Source organism: Nostoc sp., from assembly GCF_036917535.1.
In the GTDB taxonomy this organism is placed as follows: Bacteria; Cyanobacteriota; Cyanobacteriia; order Cyanobacteriales; family Nostocaceae; genus Nostoc.
Window position 1 is genome coordinate 25,475 of sequence record NZ_JBALDA010000014.1, and the last position, 19,542, is coordinate 45,016.

The 19,542-nt window shown below is 41.4% G+C and carries 17 protein-coding genes and 1 pseudogene; 7 read left to right on the forward strand and 11 right to left on the reverse strand.

What is annotated here, in order from left to right; translation table 11 throughout:
* The first annotated feature begins 1,017 nt into the window (after window positions 1-1,017).
* Window positions 1,018-3,609, forward strand: coding sequence for a cell division protein HetF (gene hetF, locus V7K56_RS03825; protein WP_334907767.1), 2,592 nt, complete (start codon window positions 1,018-1,020; stop codon window positions 3,607-3,609).
* A gap of 315 nt (window positions 3,610-3,924) precedes the next feature.
* Here the strand turns inward: hetF and V7K56_RS03830 are convergent, their stop codons facing one another.
* From V7K56_RS03830 to V7K56_RS03840, 3 genes are all read right to left on the reverse strand, one after another.
* Entirely contained in the window at window positions 3,925-4,491 is a 567-nt protein-coding gene (locus tag V7K56_RS03830; protein ID WP_334907769.1) for an antibiotic biosynthesis monooxygenase, read from the reverse strand.
* 421 nt (window positions 4,492-4,912) lie between these two features.
* Window positions 4,913-5,230: a hypothetical protein gene (locus V7K56_RS03835; protein WP_334907771.1), complete on the reverse strand. Its 318-nt coding sequence runs from the start codon at window positions 5,228-5,230 to the stop codon at window positions 4,913-4,915.
* A gap of 326 nt (window positions 5,231-5,556) precedes the next feature.
* Window positions 5,557-6,393: a prephenate/arogenate dehydrogenase gene (locus V7K56_RS03840; protein ID WP_334908037.1), complete on the reverse strand. Its 837-nt coding sequence runs from the start codon at window positions 6,391-6,393 to the stop codon at window positions 5,557-5,559.
* Window positions 6,394-6,462: 69 nt separating this feature from the next.
* Between V7K56_RS03840 and V7K56_RS03845 the strand changes: the two genes are divergently transcribed.
* From V7K56_RS03845 to V7K56_RS03855, 3 genes are all read left to right on the forward strand, one after another.
* Window positions 6,463-8,025, forward strand: coding sequence for a pentapeptide repeat-containing protein (locus V7K56_RS03845; RefSeq protein WP_334908039.1), 1,563 nt, complete (start codon window positions 6,463-6,465; stop codon window positions 8,023-8,025).
* Window positions 8,026-8,141: 116 nt separating this feature from the next.
* A complete protein-coding gene (locus V7K56_RS03850; RefSeq protein ID WP_334907773.1) occupies window positions 8,142-8,735 on the forward strand; it encodes a DUF1517 domain-containing protein in 594 nt (197 codons plus the stop codon).
* A 70-nt stretch (window positions 8,736-8,805) separates the two neighbouring features.
* The gene (locus V7K56_RS03855) at window positions 8,806-9,690 is read left to right on the forward strand and encodes a hypothetical protein (protein WP_334907775.1); all 885 of its coding nucleotides are present in this window, start codon (window positions 8,806-8,808) and stop codon (window positions 9,688-9,690) included.
* Between the two features lie 129 nt (window positions 9,691-9,819).
* On the opposite strand, the gene V7K56_RS03860 is transcribed toward V7K56_RS03855, so the two are convergent.
* Both V7K56_RS03860 and V7K56_RS03865 read right to left on the reverse strand, forming a co-directional pair.
* Window positions 9,820-10,056 (reverse strand): hypothetical protein, encoded by a 237-nt coding sequence (locus tag V7K56_RS03860; protein WP_334907777.1) that lies wholly within the window; start codon window positions 10,054-10,056, stop codon window positions 9,820-9,822.
* Between the two features lie 218 nt (window positions 10,057-10,274).
* Window positions 10,275-11,048: a hypothetical protein gene (locus tag V7K56_RS03865; protein WP_334907779.1), complete on the reverse strand. Its 774-nt coding sequence runs from the start codon at window positions 11,046-11,048 to the stop codon at window positions 10,275-10,277.
* A gap of 377 nt (window positions 11,049-11,425) precedes the next feature.
* Between V7K56_RS03865 and V7K56_RS03870 the strand changes: the two genes are divergently transcribed.
* Complete coding sequence (locus tag V7K56_RS03870; protein ID WP_334907781.1) at window positions 11,426-12,115, forward strand: hypothetical protein; 690 nt, start codon at window positions 11,426-11,428, stop codon at window positions 12,113-12,115.
* Between the two features lie 10 nt (window positions 12,116-12,125).
* Here V7K56_RS03870 and V7K56_RS03875 read toward each other — a convergent pair whose 3' ends face one another.
* Entirely contained in the window at window positions 12,126-12,533 is a 408-nt protein-coding gene (locus tag V7K56_RS03875) for a hypothetical protein (protein WP_334908041.1), read from the reverse strand.
* 67 nt (window positions 12,534-12,600) lie between these two features.
* Between V7K56_RS03875 and V7K56_RS03880 the strand changes: the two genes are divergently transcribed.
* Window positions 12,601-13,266: an O-methyltransferase gene (locus tag V7K56_RS03880; RefSeq protein ID WP_334907783.1), complete on the forward strand. Its 666-nt coding sequence runs from the start codon at window positions 12,601-12,603 to the stop codon at window positions 13,264-13,266.
* A gap of 58 nt (window positions 13,267-13,324) precedes the next feature.
* Here V7K56_RS03880 and V7K56_RS03885 read toward each other — a convergent pair whose 3' ends face one another.
* From V7K56_RS03885 to V7K56_RS03905, 5 genes and pseudogenes are all read right to left on the reverse strand, one after another.
* Complete coding sequence (locus tag V7K56_RS03885; protein WP_334907785.1) at window positions 13,325-15,052, reverse strand: fasciclin domain-containing protein; 1,728 nt, start codon at window positions 15,050-15,052, stop codon at window positions 13,325-13,327.
* 738 nt (window positions 15,053-15,790) lie between these two features.
* A complete protein-coding gene (locus tag V7K56_RS03890; protein WP_334907787.1) occupies window positions 15,791-16,258 on the reverse strand; it encodes a GNAT family N-acetyltransferase in 468 nt (155 codons plus the stop codon).
* A gap of 41 nt (window positions 16,259-16,299) precedes the next feature.
* Window positions 16,300-17,985, reverse strand: coding sequence for a M14 family metallopeptidase (locus tag V7K56_RS03895; protein WP_334907789.1), 1,686 nt, complete (start codon window positions 17,983-17,985; stop codon window positions 16,300-16,302).
* A 332-nt stretch (window positions 17,986-18,317) separates the two neighbouring features.
* Entirely contained in the window at window positions 18,318-18,563 is a 246-nt protein-coding gene (locus V7K56_RS03900) for an HAD family hydrolase (protein WP_334908043.1), read from the reverse strand.
* A 19-nt stretch (window positions 18,564-18,582) separates the two neighbouring features.
* Window positions 18,583-18,869 (reverse strand): annotated as a pseudogene (locus V7K56_RS03905) (IS66 family transposase); the annotation flags it as partial.
* Window positions 18,870-19,159: 290 nt separating this feature from the next.
* Between V7K56_RS03905 and V7K56_RS03910 the strand changes: the two are divergent.
* Window positions 19,160-19,282, forward strand: a complete 123-nt coding sequence (locus V7K56_RS03910; protein ID WP_334907791.1) for a hypothetical protein — start codon at window positions 19,160-19,162, stop codon at window positions 19,280-19,282.
* The last annotated feature ends 260 nt before the right edge of the window (window positions 19,283-19,542 follow it).

A 19,542-nucleotide genomic window follows, 5' to 3' on the forward strand; every position in this document is an offset into this window, starting at 1 on the left:
TTTTTTTAATAAAAAAACCCCCAGTGGGTGTTAACCTACTAGGAGAGTGAGTTATCAGGGTGCATCTACCAATAATCTTTTCTAGGGGTAGCCAGCATCTTCCGGGAAAAAAGAACTAAATTAGAGGCGATGTCTACGATGGGCTGTGAAGCTCGTACCCTTATGGAGAAACAAGCTACGCGTAGCGTCTCTGAGAGGAAAAGACTCGGTAACATTTCTCTAAGAGACGCATTTGTTATCAATGACGCAACTAGAAAAAACCCCCAGTGGGTGTTAACCAACCAGGGGAGTGAGTTATCAGGGTGCATCTACCAATAATCTTTTCTAAAATAAATGGGTCGCTACCGGATAAATTAGCAGAGGTTGAAGTTGTTACTGTTTATCGATCAAAGAAAAACCTCAGAGGGGTTAGTTATAAGGACAGACCTACCAATTAAACGCTCGGTGCGCTGTTTTACAAAATGGGTGTGTCAGAGTTAATTAATAGCACTCAATTTTTATAAAAAAACCCCCAGTGGGCGTTAGCCAACCAGGGGAGCTAGTTATCAGGGTGCATCTACCACTTAAATGTTCTAGGTTTAACCACCATACTCCGGATAAATTTATTAAAAAAATTGATTGTTGTCGTGTGTCAAAAAAAACAAAAGTGGATATTAACTCAATTAGGAGAATTAAAGATTGAGGGACATCCATCTATTAATCAAGTATTCTAGGATTAAGTACTATTTTCTGGTAGAGAATATCTGCGTCAGAAGTTGCTGTTGTTTGCCAAAAATAAAAAAACCCCCAGTGGGTGTTAGCCAACTAGGGGAGTTGAAGATCAAGGTGCATCTACCAATTAAGTGTTCTAGACCCAAGTAATCCGATCCGGATAAAGTTGTAGAGGCAGAAAAACCAAAACGACACCGAATCAGAAACATTCAGGGGCGCGATGCATCTAAATTATCAGAGGAAGCGAAAAATCGACTTGAAACTTTCGCGTTTCAAACCAGATTTAGGAGGCGGACAGGAAAAGTTGTGACCCAGGAATTCCATATTTCCGTAACCCCAGTAGGGCAAAATGACTACTTGGTGCGGACGGAACAAGTCGCGCCTGGGGTACCATTGGCAGAAGAATTGGTGACTTGGCCTATAGCTGATTGGTTGATGGCTGCTGGGCATTTGATGAATGACCCGTTGAATTCGGTGTTGCAAGGAGATCCATTTACCTCTGGCGGGCATGAAAGCGATATCGCCAGAAACTCTGTGAATTTAGTGGCATTGGGTCAACAATTTTATAATGCCCTATTTCAAGGCACTCTCAGAGATAGTTGGATTACTGCCCAAGGTATTGCCCAGAACCATCAACAAGTACTACGGTTACGCTTAGGGTTAAAAGACACTAGATTAGCTCGTTTGCCTTGGGAAGTAATGCACGCAGGCGATCGCCCTCTGGCTACTGGGCCTTATGTGGCTTTTTCTCGCTTCCAAAGTGGAATTTTGCGGGCTTCTCCTTTGCGATCCCTGCGGGGGGCTACGCCTACACAAAATATGCCCACACCACTAGAACAAGGTGGTGTGAAAGTCTTGATGGTAATTGCTTCTCCCTCAGATCAAGTCCGTCTTGACTTACAGAAACAGGAAGCAATTAAACTGCAAGCGGAACTTCACCGTCAAACGTCACGACCTGGTGAAGGTCGCAATCGTTTCCCTGAAATTGAACTCACTGTATTAGACCAACCAGGACGGGAAGAACTGACGCAAGCCCTAGAACAAGGTAGATACCACGTTCTTCACTACTCTGGTCATAGTAATTTAGGCGCAAATGGCGGAGAAATTTATCTTGTTAGTCGCAGAACTGGCTTAACAGAAATCTTGACTGGGGACGATTTGGCAGGTTTGCTCGTCAACAATAATATCCAAATGGCAGTGTTTAATTCCTGCTTGGGCGCGTACATAGCAGCGTCCAATCCCTCTGGAGATACTGGCGAACGAAACTTAGCAGAAAGTCTGGTGAAGCGCGGAATTAGAAGCGTTTTGGCGATGTCAGAACGGATTCCTGATGAAGTGGCGTTGACACTCACACAATTGTTTTACCGCAATTTAAGTCAGGGATATCCAGTAGATTTGTGTGTAAGTCGGGTGCGCCAAGGATTAATTTCTGCTTATGGTTCTCACCAGATGTACTGGGCATTACCGATTTTATATCTCCAACCAGAATTTGACGGTTTTTTAAGTCAGGAAACTGAGATATCCGCAAGTACGGAGTCGCTGAATCAGTATAGTTCGCCTTTAGGGGCAACTTCTACGATGTACCCTGGTATGCCTGATGATAGCGAGATACCTTTAGGAATGGAAGACATGATTCCTTCTGGTTTGACGCGTGATTCTGGGTTAGACTGGCTGGGTGAAGATACTTGGGGCGATCTGGTTGATGAAATTGAGTATGATGATCCAAGCTATGAAGAAGATTCTGCGATCGTTTCGGATTTGTTTCGTCAGCTAGATAACCAAAAAGCTGCAACTGAACCAGATCGACAAATTAGCGAAAATAGTCTTCACCAAAGCCAGGTTTCAGAAGAAATGACTTCCTCAGAAGAGTCAGCAGATTTGTGGGGAGAAGTTCCTCCACCGCCACCTGCAACTCCTGGGAATCTTGAAGAAAATTGGCAAAATTCTAATGTTTCGCGTAGGCATAGCCCGCAGCAGCGAAAAGTCAGAGCGGAGGAAACCTCCGATCTGAACTTTTCAAGACAGGCATCGCAACCACCTGCACCAAGAAATCGTACCCGTCGCCGTCAGCTGTGGTCAATTGTGGGCGTTGTGGGGATCAGTGGGTTAGCTGCTGCGATCGGTTTAAATTGGTGGTGGCAAAATCGACCCCAAGTACTGCCTAAAATACCAGAAATTTCTAGTCAATCTCTACCTGATTCTCGACCGATCCACAAGCAGCCGAATATCGATTTAGAAATAGCAGCAACTGGAATTGTCACTGCTACTGCTACGGAAAAATTGAGCCAGGGTGACTTGCAAGGTGGCTTATTGGCTGTAAAAGAACTACTCAATCGGGGCGCACTAGCTGCGGCTGAAACTTCCTTAAAACTAATTCCCAGTAAACAAGCTGACGATCCATCTGTGAATTTTTACAAGGGAAGATTGGCGTGGCAGTCTATCCAAACTGGAGACAATAACTATAGTGTCGATGATGCCCGTCGTTATTGGGAAACTGCTGCCAAAGCTAAACCCGAATCGCTTTTGTATAATAACGCTTTGGGATTTGCCTATTACACAGAAGGCAATCTGAATCGCGCCAATGATTCTTGGTTTAAGGCTTTGAATTTAGCTCTCAAAGAACAGAACACAGGTTCAACATCTCGAAATACAGCAGTTCCTCAAGATGCTTTAACTTCTTATGCTGGTTTAGCTCTGGGATTGTATAAATCTGCACTTAGTCAATCTAATGGTAAGCAAACACAGTATCTGAATGAAGCGATGAAGTTGCGGCAAACGGTTCTCAAGTCCGATCCAGAAAATTTTCAGGTAGATAAATTAGCTAAAAATTGGCTGTGGACGGAGAAGGCGATTGAAGATTGGCGATCGCTCCTTCAAGAAAAAGGTGAAGAACAGTAATATATTTTGGTGGAACGATCGCTTTTAATTAGTAAATGTTAAGCGCGATCGCTCTGTTGATTCAGGCTGGCGATCGCCGTGATGGTTGTCTTCGCATCTGAAATAGGGTTAGCTCGAGCTTTATCCATTTTCTAGAAACGCGATACTCCTGCGGAGTCGTTGCACGAGCGCTAATGCTAAAACTTTTATTCTACATTCCGCAGAGGTTCATCACGCTGATTAATCCAAGCTACCAAGTTCGGCTAATCGTTTTTGACCCAAAAAAGGAGGCAATGTAAAATGGCAAAAGTAGATTAGTTAAAGTAATTTGAATTGCTAAATTTTTCGTGATTTCGGATATAGCCAAAAGCTAAATAAACGGCTAATTCTAGGCATGACAACATAAGTTAACAGCAAAACCATAGTAATTGTTATAATCAATGAAATAATCAAGGGTGGTAAACCATAAATTAGAGGTACTAAGAACGTATTTAATAAATTCATTAATACATATACAGCTCCCCAAGTTAGCAAGGCTGTTTTATAGCGCGGTGGAGTTTTTAATGGTTGACCGGGAAGAGAAAACCAAGCTTCTAATCCACTAATTTTTTGAACATAAGGATCGGATTCAACTAAATGCTTACCTTGATTGAGCAAATCTTCGCGATCACGCGATGTCATCCACACCTCTAAATTTTCATAACTGTCAAATCGGAAGATAATCACATATTCATTTCGCACCCCAAGTTGGGGACAAATCACATTTGTTCCCATGTGACCCACGTAAGTTCTGGAAACCCTGGTAATCTCTTTTAACCAAGCTTCGTAAGCAGTTTCGCATCCTGGTTTGACAAGTTGTGTAATAACCACGGTTACAAATTGATCGTTTTGTTCTATCTCCATTAGTTATGCAATCAATTTTGGATTTGAGATTTTTTCACTTAGCTTGATTTTCGTAGAGCGATTAGCAATTTGGGATTTTCAATGCATTAGAGAATTCCTTTAGGAAGAGTGCTGGGAAAGATTAAAGGCTGACACCCTAATTTTTGTGAGCATTTTAGAGATTGCGCGGATGATAATTGGGTGATGAGTGGGGTGAAATGCTTGCTGGTACTGAGATAGAAGCACTTTTTTGAGGCTGTGGAATTTGTACACCTATACCCATTCGTGCATTTGAAATACAGGAACTCTGTGAGAGATGCAATCGCTATCGCTAAAAATAACCAAATGGTGATGGGGGATGCGATCGCTGCCTTCAAAGCCAGAAATCTCAGTCTTTATACGCTTATAGCCTCCCACATCACACACAACAACACTTGTAATGTTAGTCTTGAGACTCCTCAGAGATAGATTCTGATTCTGTTTCAAGTTCTTCTGTTTTAACTTTGACGGCTGGAGGTTTAACGGGTTTTGGGCCACGCGCTAGTGCAGGATTCACCGGTGGTCTGGTTTCATCCCTAGATGAGGATGCTTTTTTGCCTTTGTCAGACGAGCGTAGGCGCAGCCCGCCGTTGTCATCGCGGCTCGGTTTTGAGCTTTTGGGGTTGGATTCAATAGGGGTTACAGAATCCGAATTTTCAGAATTGCTGTCAGTACTTCCTTGAGACTGACGTTCCGATTTTTTGATTGGACGTTCTACCATTGTTGATTTTTGTAAATTTATCTGTATGGTACATCGGTTTGGTGACTATCAAACTGTTGAGTAGTATTTTTAAAGATTTTATTGTTGGAATTCTTGAGTAGCTCTGGAGAGTTGTTTTAACAAAAAAGCAGCCAACAAACTTTATTAATCAACTCATTAAGGGACTTCCAAGTAAAAAAATATTCAATTGCAGAGCGACAAGGAAGACAAGGGGAACAAGGAAGAAAGAAGTCTAGTTGAGTAGACAAATTGAATAATTTATTTTTTGGAGTTCCCTAAATTAAAAAATGGGTACGTTATCCATAGCTAAACGTACCCGAAAACCATTAAACAAAATCAGGTCGTGCCTGTTGCCTTGATTTAAACTTTTCCTCTAAAACTGGCCAATTTTCTTGCTCAATTAAGTTAGTTAACTCATCGAGGTTTTGACGATATTGTTGCAGCGATCGCAGTAATGCTTGACGATTATACCGCGCCATCATTACGCCCAACTCTGGATTCCCACCACCGACACGACTGGTATCTCGAAAACCTGAACTGGCTAACTTTTGGGCTAATTGCAAAACATCGGGGTCAGTTTCGCTCAAACAAGCAGCAATTAACGAGGAACTAACCATTACAGGTAAATGAGAAATCCAACTCACAGCGCGGTCGTGTTGCTCTGGTTGACAAAAATAGATATTAGCTCCTAGCGATCGCACAATTTCTTCTACAACTGTAATTGCATTAGTTGGTGTTGTCGTTATCGGTGTTAATACATAAGGTTTATCAACAAATAAATCGCGCTGTGCAGCTTCTATCCCACTATCTGTTCTTCCCGCCATTGGATGACCGCCGATAAAATTATCCCAAAGGGGAGTAATATCCTTGACTATCTGTGCTTTTGCCGAACCCACATCAGTGACGACTGTAGCGGTAGGCAAATGAGCGACTAACTGTTCAAATTGGGGCACAATAAGGGCTAGAGGTGTACAAATAAATACAACTTCTGCGGCTGCTAACAAGCTCAGATCGACTGATGCTTGATCAACACTGCCGAGGGTAACTGCCTTTTGACAGGTTGCTTCACGGCGACTAACTCCTAAGATATGATGTCCTTGCGATCGCAAATCAAAACCCAAAGATCCGCCAATCAGTCCTAATCCTAAAATTCCAATATTCATTTTTGATTTTGACATTCCGTTTTTATGACTTTACCAACTATTAAAGTTGGCATCCAAGGGGTAGCATCAATGACTGTAGAGGAATTACTGGAACAATACGCAGCAGGAGTCTTAAACTTTAGTGGTGTTAATCTCCCAGAAGCCAACTTGAGTGGGATCAAACTCAGTGGTGTAAATCTGAGCGATGCTAATTTGAGTATAGTCAACCTGAGTGGCGCGAATCTGAGTGAAGCTAACTTGAGCAATGCCAAGCTGAATGTAGCCAGACTGAGTGGCGCGAATCTATGCAGCGCCATCCTCAACAACGCCAGTTTCAACGTCGCTAATTTGATTCGAGCGGATTTAAGTCGCGCTCAACTCAGAGGAGCTTCATTAATCCGCGCCGAGTTAATTCGCGCTGACCTCAGTCGCGCTGATTTGTTAGAGGCCGATCTCACCAGTGCTGATTTGCGAGAGGCGACACTCCGCCAAGCGAATCTCCGTCACGCTAACTTGAGTCAAACTATCTTGAAAGGTGCTTCTTTAACCGGAGCCAACTTGGAGATGGCTAACTTAAACGCCAGTGATCTGAGTCGTTCTGACTTGAGCGGTGCAAATTTGCGAGATGCCGAACTCAGACAAGCCAATCTCAGCCATACTAATTTGAGCGGGGCAGATTTGAGTAATGCAAATCTCCGCTGGGCAGATTTGAGCGGTGCAAATCTCCGATGGGCAGATTTGAGCGGTGCAAAATTGAGCGGCGCTGATTTAATTGGCGCAGATTTAAGCAATGCCAATTTAACAAATACAAGTTTAGTCCACGCCAATTTAACTCAGGCAAAATTAATTAGAGCAGAATGGATCGGTGCTGATTTAACAGGAGCAACTTTAACTGGAGCAAAGCTTTATGCCACTTCCAGGTTTGGTTTAAAAACCGAAGGCATGGTTTGTGAATGGGTCGATCTTAGCCCAGCTGGCGATCGCTCCATTGTCCAAAACTTCCATTCTCAAGAGTCACAAGATTTTTTTAACGAAACACCGCCAACAATTCGGATTATTGTTGATGCAGCCTTAGAACACGAAGCTAATTTTGCGATCGCTGGCGCTTACTACCAAATCGCTCAAGAATATCGAGGGCTGAAACAACCTCCAAGTATCGAAAGTGGCCGTCGTCGGACTATTTTCACCTTTCATGTAGATAGCGACGAAGCATTATTTCCCACAGCTTACATTGTCATTCTTCCCTTTCTAGATGCGGCATCTACTCAAAAAAATATTTCCAGTATAGTGGAAATGATTAACAGTGAAGTTGTTGCAAACCAAAACTTAAAATCGCCTCAGATAGTGAAACAATTAAATACTCTTTTTGAACAAGTTATGAATCAGGCTACAACAATTAAACAGATGAAAAAAAATATCGAAGTAGCCGCAAAATTAAATTTTTGTAAAGCCCCAGCCCAAATAGTTTTAACGAATTCCAGTGCCCACACTTTGATTGTTTATGACCATCCCAACTTTGGAAAAAGATTTATTAATCGCTCTGCTCTTAATGCTTCAGCTTATGATATGTCCAGTGATTCAACAAAAAATATATTACCTTCATTAGATATTATTATAGATTTTATTAAAGGATTTCATTATATTAATCATTAGTTATGGGGGATTGGGCATTGGGTATTGAACTATGACAAAGCGCAAAGTCTGAGCGGAGGTTTCCTCCGCTCAGAACTTTGTAAGAGAGGACAAAAAACAAAATTTTGGAGGAAAAAATGAGCAATATTTTTAATAAAATGATTGGTCGAACTCGGTATGTAGTGTTTCGCCTATTTCTGCACTTAGGGGGAGGTGAAGTAGCGCCAATTTTGGGAGTATTAAATAGTGCTGGACGGGATGCGATCGATGCCGATGGCGATTTAGAAGTTTTAGGAGAAGGATTGGTAGAAATTAGCCAAACCCTGCTGCAATATGATGAATATTGGCTTTCTGCTGCCAACGAAGGTGACGTATTTTGGAATGAAGGTGAGGCAGGAGATTACGTCAATGAATTATTTACTGACTCTGCCGAAAGATATCTCAGCGAACCAGATTACGCGTCCAACTCTGGATTGAATGAACCTTTATCCATACCTGTAACTCGTAACGTGATTGTGATGATTACAGTAGCTTATGAAGGAGAAGTACCAGATTTGGAAACTGACCTTTCTAACGTTCAGGCGCTCAAGGAAGGATTGAAAGCATTGATAAATTTGCATTATAAACATAGATTAAAGGCAATCCAAGTACATTTTTCGCCGGCACAGTTAGGCGATGAACTTACTAGCGATCAACTGCTGCAATATTACCCAGAATTGATTCCTTTGTAATATGTTGGGTAGTCCGTACTTACTACTCGTATCGATAAATTGTTAAGCTCAGAGATAGGACAATAATCCAATGATCATGACCATAGTACGTAAATTTACAGCCGTTTTTTTAGCTCTGAGTTTGTGTCTCACAACTGTTGCTTGTGGTGGTGAAAGCCAAACTAATTCTTCAGCTAAGAACGTTAGCCAAACCTCTACTAACACCAAGTTGAGTGATGGAGAGTATCAAATACAACAAGCTACTTATGACGATGCAACTGGTGAGTACAACCTGTTTTTACTAAACAATAAGCCCCCAACCTTTGCAACGGAAAATTTGCAAATGGCACGGTTGACTGATGATGAAATCAAGCAGGGTAAAAAAACCTATCTGAAGGTAGATAAAGGACAACCGATTTTATATCTGACGGAAGATTTTAAACTTGAGTATGTCCACAATGTTACTGAGAATCAAACCAATCCCCAAACAGGACAACAAGAGACGGTTGTAGTCCGTCGAGAAAATAGCTTCTGGGCACCATTTGCTGGGTCTGTGGCTGGTAGTTTGGCAGGACAGGCAATTGGTAGTATGTTGTTTAGACCCCAGTATTATGTACCCCCTGCCTATTACCCAGGACAAGGATTAAGTGGCTTTGGTGGATATGGTGGGAGCTATGGCCAGGCAGTTCAAAGTTACCAAACTCGCTACAATGCGCCACCCCCAGCTGTGACAAATCGCACTGCCTTCCGCAATACAGGGACAATTAGAAGGTCATATCCTGGAAATTCAAATATACGCAATACACCGCGTAGCACTACAGGTAATAACCGTCCTTCTGGTTCTGGTTTTGGTGGTAGTACATTGCGACCCTCTGGTAACTCCAGCACTACCAGACGCAATTCTGGCAGTGGTTTTGGTAGTGGTCGTAGTTCAGCACCACGCCGCTCAACTGGTTTTGGCAGCAGACGCCGTTAAGAAATTTCAAGTTTAATAAAAGACTACCTAGCAAATAAAGGTAGTTGTACACAAAGAAGCCGGAAGATAATAAGTCAAACCTCCGGCTTCTCTTTAATATCTATGCAATTGGTGAAGAGGAATTATTAATTATTCGGTTAAATAATATGAAATACTAAATACAAATATTGTTAAGAGAACAGGTATCATTTTACTAAAGTCTATTCGCTTTTGTTGAACCATTTCTAAACAAGACATCGGAATCATCAGAGGCCAGAAGATAGTTGTCACCACAAACATCACATCCGATAAAAATTTATCTTCTGGATTGTCAGCAGGATGACGTAGGGAAAATATTAACCAATTAGTTAAAAAATAGCATGTCATTAATAAGTAATCAATAGTTAAAGTCAGTTTTATCTGATTCACCGTGAGTACTCCTGAAGTTATGTCAGCTTTAATATAGCCTTTCCTGTTCTAGCGAGGTACACTTTCTGGTTGTAGGTTTAGTTAACCCTTTTTTAATAATTTTTTTAAATTTTGGATGATAGATATTCACTATGATTATCCAAAACTTAAAATTCGGTCAGTTATTAGAGTAATAATTAAGTGGTCTTAAAAAATCGAATAATTTCGCGGACATGATCGAGAAATTGCCCGTCAGTGGAAAGTTGTGCGATCGCATTTCTGGCTTCTCTTGCCAAACGCTCATGTTCCGTTTGATTTGTCGCCCGTAATTCCTCTAAATTAACCGCAATTCGAGCTAAATCTTTGCGAGTTTCTTCAGCAAAACGTTGTTGAGTTGCGGATAAGGAATAGGGTTGTTCTGGATTGAGTTGATCTTCTAATGACTGGATTTTTTGTTCCAATATAGAAAAGCGATCGCGCAGTTCAAAAATATCTTCGCGCGGATACTTCCATTCTTGGCGAATCATCGCTAACCGCGCATACAAATACTCATAAGCGCGAATCGCAGGACGCAGAATTGTTAATAACAAAGCTGCACCAGAACTTATATACCCCACCGTACTAATACCAGTGGCAGCAAGAGTATAAAGACCAATAGCTGAGAACAAGTGTAAAGCAATGGCAACCCAGAGCGATCGCTTTGCCAAAAGTGTGACATACTTCACTTGTTTCTCATCAACTGGAATGCCTTTCTCAGTTGATTGTGCTGCTTCTGCTAAGACTTCTTTGGCTTGAAAATGCACATTCCACGGTACGGTGACAATTACCAACAGCCACCAAAAACTAGCACCGCCAATCACCCAATCAAGAAAGTTACCTGTAGGTATGTGCAACCATTGCAGTAAGCCAAAAGCCACCAGCACCGGAACCACAATTCCAATAATGGAACCGATGAAAAAGTTGATATACATCTTACCCTGTCTCCGTGAAACTATACCTCGATCATGACTGTGCCCTAGCAGTTATACGTAAATACTTGTGATGGTTTTTTGAGTAGCACATATCCCACTGTACGGAATTCAAACCTCTAAAATTTTTGTGTTCAGAATCCTTGTGATAGTTTTTCCAATAGCACATATTCTACTATACGTCATTCAAAATTTAAAAACCCTTATTGTTGTCAACTAGCTATTGATAGATTGACAATTTTATCTTTTATAAGTTAATTTTACGACTAAATATTTAAATATACTTAAAAATAAAAATCAAACAGTAAGATATCTGAGTTATAACTTGATATCTCACTTTCTGTCTAACTCCAGTAATTAACAATTTGTAAAAAATCCTGATGTCAATCTTTTTTTTTAATCAAAAAATTCCTAAATTATTCACCAAATTATCAGTTGTAACAGCTAAAACTGCCTTCAGCTTAATACTGTTATTCAAAATTGATTCTGCTCAAGCTTTTGCAGCTAAATTCAACATCGACCCCAGTGCAAGTTTTATTTCTTCATATACATTTAGTCCTGATAGCGTACCTTTTTCTCTAACAGATTTGGGAATTAATTCAGGGGACACAATTAAACTGGAACGGTTTGGCAGTTTTTCACCCTTTGGCGATCCTACTAACGAATACTTTGGTGCAATGTGGGCTACTTTCAGCACAGACAATAGATTGCTACCAAGTAGTGGAACGTATAATGGCGCAACGACTGATAGAGTTCCTGGTGCTATTAATGCAATTCTTCCCAATGGTTGTCTTCCATTCCAGTGTTTAAACAATAGTATTTTTTATATATCACGTATAGATTTTAATGGTGCTATTGTGCAAGTTCCCATTGATGCAAAATTTATATTTATTGGTGCTGCCGATAGTTCATTTGTTGATAATATAGACTTGAATAAAGACTTTGCTGTAGGTATTAATTCTCTATCTACTGCTAGTATTCCTGAACCCAGTTTTATGTCGGGTTTACTGGCATTTGGTGTTTACGCTACTGGTTTGCAATTCTTACGCAACCGAAAAAAAGCACTTTGAGGACACAGTTTTACTCAACTAAATAGCTACGCCAAACTGATTGACTATCTTTACTGCCTTTTTCTGGAAGCAGCAATCGCCAAGTTTTACCTTCTTGCTGAATTTGTAGGTAAACATCAAAGGGTTTTTTTGGTTGCGTCAAGCGCCGTTTTGGCAGCTTAACAATCAAGTCGTAGGTTCCCTGAACGTGGAAAGCTGGCAAATTGTTAATGGTCAGGGGTTGTTCCTGGGTAATTGATAGCCGCTTGATTTCAAATCCTTGAAAATCTAAATCCAACTGTTGACTAAGTTTTTGTTGAGTTTGTTCTAGCCCAAGTGCGATCGCTTTTTGCACTAAATCGCTAGTTGGTAGCAGTCCAATACTGCCACAACCTGTTACTAGTACCAGCAATATTACTGTTAAAGCTGACCGCACCAAGTTATACCTGAAATTCCACTTATTATCGATAGTATAACTGTAGTTTATCTCAATTCTCTTATCTACCATGTCAAAACAGTCTATAGGTCTAGATAACCAACTCTACAATTATCTTTTATCCGTTTCGCTACGGGAACCAGAGATTCTTGGGAGGTTGCGCCAAGAAACTGCCAATCATCCCCGGAGTGGAATGCAGATTTCACCAGAACAAGGTCAATTAATGAGGCTTCTGGTGCAGTTGATTGGAGCGAAGAAAACCTTAGAAGTTGGAGTGTTTACGGGTTATAGCTCACTTTCTGTAGCTTTGGCACTACCGACTGATGGCAAGATTATCGCTTGTGATGTGAGTGAAGAATTTACTGCGATCGCTCGGCGGTATTGGCTAGAAGCTGGAGTTGCTGATAAAATCGATCTCCGATTGGCACCAGCTTTGGAAACTTTAGATCGGCTATTAGCAACTGGACAAGCCGAAACTTTTGATTTTGCCTTTATTGATGCTGATAAAGAAAATTATGATGGATATTATGAGCGATCGCTGCAATTAGTGCGTCCAGGTGGATTGATTGCGATTGATAATGTTTTATGGTCTGGACAAGTAGCCGACGAGCAAAATCAAAATCAAAGCACCCAAGCAATCCGGGCGCTTAACGAGAAGTTACATCATGACGAGCGAGTTACCCTCTCTCTCGTCCCCATCGGCGATGGACTTACTTTAGCAATCAAGCGACCTTAATACAGCAAGAGCGCACAACTAGTTGTGCGCCCTGATTGCATGTTCTACTTCTATTTACTTAGAAGTTATAGCCAAGTCCTAACTGTAGTCCGACATCAGTATCATCCACAAAAGCAGCATTTACACCACCTGTTAGCGTAAGTTTAGAACCGATAGGAAGGTCTACACCACCTGTTAACAGTAATCCAATATCAGTATCAGCATTAGCTTCAATTGCTACACCAGCACCGATGTAAGGAGATATAGCAAAGCTTCTTTCACCCACTGAACCTGCTCTGCGGGGAGAAAAATCTAAAGTCACAGGAACTAGAAATACTGTATCGTCCCCGAAAATCACCGATGGTCGCACCGATATAAAGTTTGTCAGACCAAGTTTGCTGATCACAGAAAAGTTAGTGTCACTCAAAGCAGTATCATCACCGCTCAAACCAATGTTACCACCAACTCCGATATAGCTTCTGCCACCACGAGTACTTCTACCTACGTTAACATCAGGTGTCCCATTTCCTGTTGGTGGCTGATTTAACTTACTGATGTTAACATCAGGCGGAATCAAGACTTGGTTAATTGCATGGATAATACCATTGCTAGCTTTCACGTCTGCCTGGAGAACTCTGGCATCATTCACCGAGACTTGACTGTTTGCGGAATCGATTTTAACATTTACAGGTCTTCCTTCATCGGTGTTCAATTTCCCAGATGGGAGTTGACTAGCAGTTAATGCACCTGGAACCACATGATATCTCAAAATCTTAATTAATGCTTCTCTATTCTCTGGTTGCTCTAACTGTTGTAAAGTAGCAGGAGGCAAAGCAGCAAATGCGTCATTGGTGGGAGCGAAAACTGTATAAGGACCTGGCTGTTGAAGAGTATCTGCTAGACCGGCTGTCTTTAATAAAGAAGTCAGAGTTGTAAAAGAACTACTGGATGCTGCCAAAGAAACAATATCAGTAGCAACAGGAGTTCCAGCTACAACGTACTGACTAGCTGGAAGATTGCTAGCAATAGGTTGTGCCCGTCCCTGTTTAACTAAAGCTTGATATAAAAGTGCTGCTGCTTCAGCACGAGTCAAAGACTGTTGGGGATTGAGTTGTTTTACATCTGGGTAGTTGACAACAAGATTACCTACTGTTGCTGCTGTCACACTGTTAACAGCATATTCTGGGATAGCTGAGGCATCGTTATAGAAATTAGTAAGAGTACTTGTATCACCACCAGTTAAACCTAAGCCATTACTTAAAGCAACGATCCCCTGCACTCTGGGAATTTCTTGATTTGGTCTAAATACATTCCCAGGATAGCCTGCCAAAAATCCAGTTTCATAGGCGCTTTGAATTGCAGCAGCTGCCCAGTAGTTAGCAGGAACATCACTAAATCCACCTGCACTTAATTGCCGAACTCGGTTTTGATTGCCGAAAGCTTTTTGAATTAAGGCAGCAAATTCAGCACGAGTCACAGGCTGATTTGGTCTATAAGTGCCATCAGGAAAGCCACTAATCACATTATTCTCAGCTAGGGCTTGGATGAAGGGACGCGCCCAATAATCTGAGGAAACATCAGACAGGTTAACTGTTGAGGTAGGCGATGGTGTTACAGGTGTTGGTGTTACAGGTGATGGTGTGTCAGATGGTGTTACAGGTGATGGTGTGTCAGATGGTGTCGTAGATGGAACAGGAGTTTGAGATGAAGCTGGGGCAGAAATTACGATGGGAGTTATTGTAGCAGCTGTCATTCCCAGAACTAGCAAAGTAACCTTTGCTGATGACCAACGAAACAAACTAGACATGGAAATATCCTCTTTTCAATTTCTTGGGTTGACTATTGGAAATACTGGATGCGAGGCTAAGTGAATACAAATATCTAGATGATTATTTGGTTTGCCTCGACATGAAAACCAGAAATGAAACCTGTTAGCTCTGGAAAGTTAAAACGTTGAACATTATGAGTAGCTGCTCTGATATCTCATAACGTTTATCCTCATGTGCACCACACATAGTATCGAATTCCTATTTTTTTTAAAGAACCGCAGAGCACACTAAAAATAAGCATGGCTCCTGTGGTAATATAATATGTTGCAACAATAAAGAGAATTAATGCAAGTAGGCGATTTTATTCAGTTCTAAAATTGCAGTCAAGCAGTAAAATAATTGGCCTTTAATAGCCGTCTCTTTATAATTGCCGACGAGGGTTAATGCCGTCAAACTAAATGTATCATAATCTTTAGCAAGATTTAATAAATAAAATGTGTCTTGGCGCTATGCCACATTATTGTTGTCTGATCGAAATTATACAACTAACTAATGGCTAGATTTTGAGAGAAAACTTTCACTCTTTAGATAGTTGTCTATAATGGTAAATTTTAAAATCTTAAAGTGGAAATTAGCGATCGCAATCAAAAATTTCGAGCTAATTGCGCCAAGATTTTCGCCTAAAAATTATTTTTTTTGCAAAAGACAATTTTATGAAAATGAACCCAAAGATAAACTGAGGTTTTTGGAAGAAGTCTAATCAGTATCAATCTTGCTTACAACTCTTCTGGAGGTAAGGCAATAAATCCGGTTTTTAGTCCACGCTTAAACCCTGCATTTTCATAGAAGTTCAACGTCTCTTCGCGTTTTGAGCCACTTAAAAGCATCACTTTATAGCATTGTTGCTCCCACGCTAAAGCTAAGGCATAATGTAGCACCTGCGTACCCAATCCCTGTTGTCGATAATCGGGATGGGTGACAACATTTTCAATAATGCCGTATGGACGTGCGCCACGCGTCAAGTTGGGGACAATAGTTAAATTACATGTTGCTACTAACTGGTTATCAACATCAGCTACAATATAATACAAACGGGGATCGTGTAAAATCCCATTCCAGATAGATTGTAAAACATCATCAGTCGGGAGAGGTGCATCGACGGGATTTAGGTGGTGATATAAAGCCAAAAGTTGGGGAAGTTCGTCGCGTGTAATTAGGCGAACGGTAATTATCGGTTTAGACAAAGCTGTATTAGGGTAATTTTTGACAATTTAAAATATCAAAATTATGGAAATGTCAATTCAGTGCGAACAATTCCAGCGCGTTCATGACGGGCTAGCAGTTTAACTGTACTACCTTGAGGCACACGCACCACCCATTCCACCTTTGCCCGATCCTTGGTAAGATCGCTGTGCCGTCTAATGGGAGTTGAAGGCTTATAGGCTCGTCCTTCTAATTGACCTAACTCTTCACGGGGCTTACCCGTTACTAAAGTTCCCCCAGAAGGCAGTTCAATTTCACAGATACAGCCCCGCACCAGCTTTTTTTCTAAAGCTTTTTGGGTAACGTTGGTGGGCAACCAGCCTGTATTATGCACAACCAATCGCACTCGATAAGTATCATCACCCAAGTTGTGAACACTGGCTTCATAAATCTCTAAACGAGGAGATATTAATAGATGCCAAACCAGCCATTCTGGGAAGAGGGTTATTTCTTTCTCTAGAAACTCAGGAGGTGGATTTGTCCAAGCGTACATGGTATCCCAGCCGCCTAGTTCAATCTGACCGAGTTGGGGATGCTCAAAGGGATACCAATCTACGTAGCCCTTACCTACAAGTTTTTCATCGTTCCAACGCAGCAACTTCAGGTCATCTTCTACAGAATGTTCTCGCTGCCAATCGATGTATTTATAATCATTAATTCCAGCTTGGCGCTGCGGACTCCAGACTTCTACTGTCCAGGCAAATAGACCTTGGTATTCATAAGCCCAATCATCGAATGTACCTGTAATTACGTCTTTGGGGTCATAGCGGAAATCATGAAAGGCAGATATAGCTGGGTATTGGGTGAGTTCAGTACCTTTTGCACCAATGCGTTGATAGGTGCGGAGGTCATTGACCGGGAATTCATCATCGCTGAGGTGGGTGTAGGGACGAATCAGAACACCGCTGAAAGTGTGAAAGGCGATCGCTCCTGTAATATTAGGATGTGTAGTGATAAATTGAACTAGCGAGCGCACTTCTGTTTCAGATGTAGGATAAGAACCAGCCCCCGATTGCTCAGATTCTTGCCGCCACAAAAATGGAAAATTCCGGTTTAAATCTAGCCCTTCTTTAGAACGCTGAATTTTAATCTCAACTCCGTCATAATTTTCTATCTTTCCTTCTGGTAGTACTCGATAATACTGACCACCTGTTTCTGTTGGTTCGCGTCGCACCAGCAGGCGAGGTTCGGTAGGACAGACTTTCCAAGCCCCATTAGCATCGGGGATTCGCATCAGTAAAATCCGACCATCGCCATCGATATCTTCCATCACTAACCCATCGTTGCCTTCCTCATCATGGGGATAAGGACGAGTACCGGAGCGAATAAATTTTGGTTTGTCAGCCAATGCCAACTCAGCACCATCAGGATTGACACGGGGGCAAATGTAGAAGGTGCGGGTATCTAAACAACGGGTAATTTCTGAGTGAGAACCGTAAGCTGTAACTAATGTTTGCAAGAGATATAGACAAACACTTGATGGTGCTAGTTCAGTGGCGTGAATATTGCCATCAACCCAGAGGGCAGGTTTTTCTTGATGTGCACCAGTGGCAAAGTTAGTTACTGTCAATAGCCAGATGTCACGTCCTTCGTAACTCTTGCCAATGCTTTCTATGCGTACTAGTTGGGGAAATTCCTTTGCATAACTGTGTAGAATGCGTGTTAAGTCTTCATAACGATAGTATTTATCAAACCGAACATCTGGCATAATAAACCTCCGCATACACCCGTTGATCATTATTTACTATCACTAAGGTAAGTGCATCTTAAACATTATTGATAAGCGGATTTAGAGACATTATCATCTTGATCAAATAATTACTAATTCGTAATTCTCAAGTCCGAATAATATCAATTAATTTGTGCCGTTTTGTATGCTTAACTCGTGGGTCTTGCATTGCCGCAAAATGGTTTGCAAGCGTTATTTTCGGCTTAATTTTCATCATCTAAGTACCATTAAGAGTAATTTTTGACCGCTTAATATCTCTTAAGAGTATACCGAGCGATCGCATCTCCATCAAAATAGCAGCCCCGACAATGCTAGCGGATGTCAGAGTCCGATTTCATAGCACATTTGTTCGACCAATCCTGACGAATGTATTTAACCACGCTGTCTTCTGTATTTAAGCCAATTAACAATGACGAGTAACGCTTGAGTTCGGCATCTGCGTTAGCAACTGCAATGGCATGATCAGCAATTTTGAACATTTTGATGTCATTAATTTGATCTCCAAAGACCACAATCTCACTTTCCTGTAACCCATAATTCTCTACCAGAGTCCGAATAGCTTAAACACTATCAAGGCTAACAAGGAATCAGTGAAGGGTAGGGAATTATATGATCTACAGATGCACGTAATGCTTCTCCAAAGAAGTCAATAACAGAACGTTGCTGAAAATGACAAGTTTGCATGACAGTCAATAGACTTGAGTATGGCCAAATCGACACAGCGATCGCGAACCACCACTAATTTTTCGTTTAGTAACAGCTAGTTGTAACGAGCGTTCTGCCAAGTTATTATCAGGAGGTACTTCTGGATGGTCAAGAAAATACCACCACTGGTCGTATTTATCACCAAAGGATTGCATCATGAAAACAAACAAACAAGTTCCGGAACAATCCAAAACAGTAGCAAAGCCATCTTTGCCCATAGTGCCTCTGACTGACAAGGATATGTCTTATGTCAGAGGCGGGGAGATAATACTAAGGTACTAAGTTAGTTCCTTTTGTAGGGCATTTTAGAGGGGTTATAGAGGCTTTTAGAGATTCTTTAACCAGTACTGCAAGCGATCGCCCAAAGCCAAGAGTAACTGACAACTACGGTTACTAGGAACAAGTTCAACCAACCATCTCAATTTATTTAAATACGAAGGATTTTATCATGAAAACTAATAAACAAGTTCAGGAACAATCCAAAACACTACCAAAGCCAACTTTGCCAGTGGTGCCTCTGACTGACAAGGATATGTCTCATGTCAGTGGCGGTGGGCGGAGTTGGGCTTAAGCAGCCCTTCTCCCGGTTTTTTGGTTACGTATGTCTTCTTTGACTGCCAAGGATATGTCTCATGTCAGTGGCGGCGCTATAGTTTGAAGCTAAGTTAGTCCCTTTTGTAGTGCATTTTAGAGGGGTTACAGAGGCTTTTAGAGGTTCTTTAACCAGCACTGCAAGCGAAATCATCTTACTAACCCGGCGTTGCGAGTTATTCGACTCCAAGATGCTAAGTACCCTGTACTTCTGAGCGCAAAGCGCAAAACCAAGAGTAA

Coding starts and splice junctions, on each gene's coding strand:
- V7K56_RS03850 (WP_334907773.1), top strand. CDS start 8,142: ATGAGCAATATTTTTAATAAAATGATTGGTCGAACTCGGTATGTAGTG.
- V7K56_RS03885 (WP_334907785.1), bottom strand. CDS start 15,052: ATGTCTAGTTTGTTTCGTTGGTCATCAGCAAAGGTTACTTTGCTAGTT.
- V7K56_RS03855 (WP_334907775.1), top strand. CDS start 8,806: ATGATCATGACCATAGTACGTAAATTTACAGCCGTTTTTTTAGCTCTG.
- V7K56_RS03840 (WP_334908037.1), bottom strand. CDS start 6,393: ATGAATATTGGAATTTTAGGATTAGGACTGATTGGCGGATCTTTGGGT.
- V7K56_RS03895 (WP_334907789.1), bottom strand. CDS start 17,985: ATGCCAGATGTTCGGTTTGATAAATACTATCGTTATGAAGACTTAACA.
- V7K56_RS03870 (WP_334907781.1), top strand. CDS start 11,426: ATGTCAATCTTTTTTTTTAATCAAAAAATTCCTAAATTATTCACCAAA.
- V7K56_RS03845 (WP_334908039.1), top strand. CDS start 6,463: ATGACTGTAGAGGAATTACTGGAACAATACGCAGCAGGAGTCTTAAAC.
- V7K56_RS03830 (WP_334907769.1), bottom strand. CDS start 4,491: ATGGAGATAGAACAAAACGATCAATTTGTAACCGTGGTTATTACACAA.
- V7K56_RS03910 (WP_334907791.1), top strand. CDS start 19,160: ATGAAAACTAATAAACAAGTTCAGGAACAATCCAAAACACTACCAAAG.
- V7K56_RS03865 (WP_334907779.1), bottom strand. CDS start 11,048: ATGTATATCAACTTTTTCATCGGTTCCATTATTGGAATTGTGGTTCCG.
- V7K56_RS03835 (WP_334907771.1), bottom strand. CDS start 5,230: ATGGTAGAACGTCCAATCAAAAAATCGGAACGTCAGTCTCAAGGAAGT.
- V7K56_RS03880 (WP_334907783.1), top strand. CDS start 12,601: ATGTCAAAACAGTCTATAGGTCTAGATAACCAACTCTACAATTATCTT.
- V7K56_RS03860 (WP_334907777.1), bottom strand. CDS start 10,056: ATGACATGCTATTTTTTAACTAATTGGTTAATATTTTCCCTACGTCAT.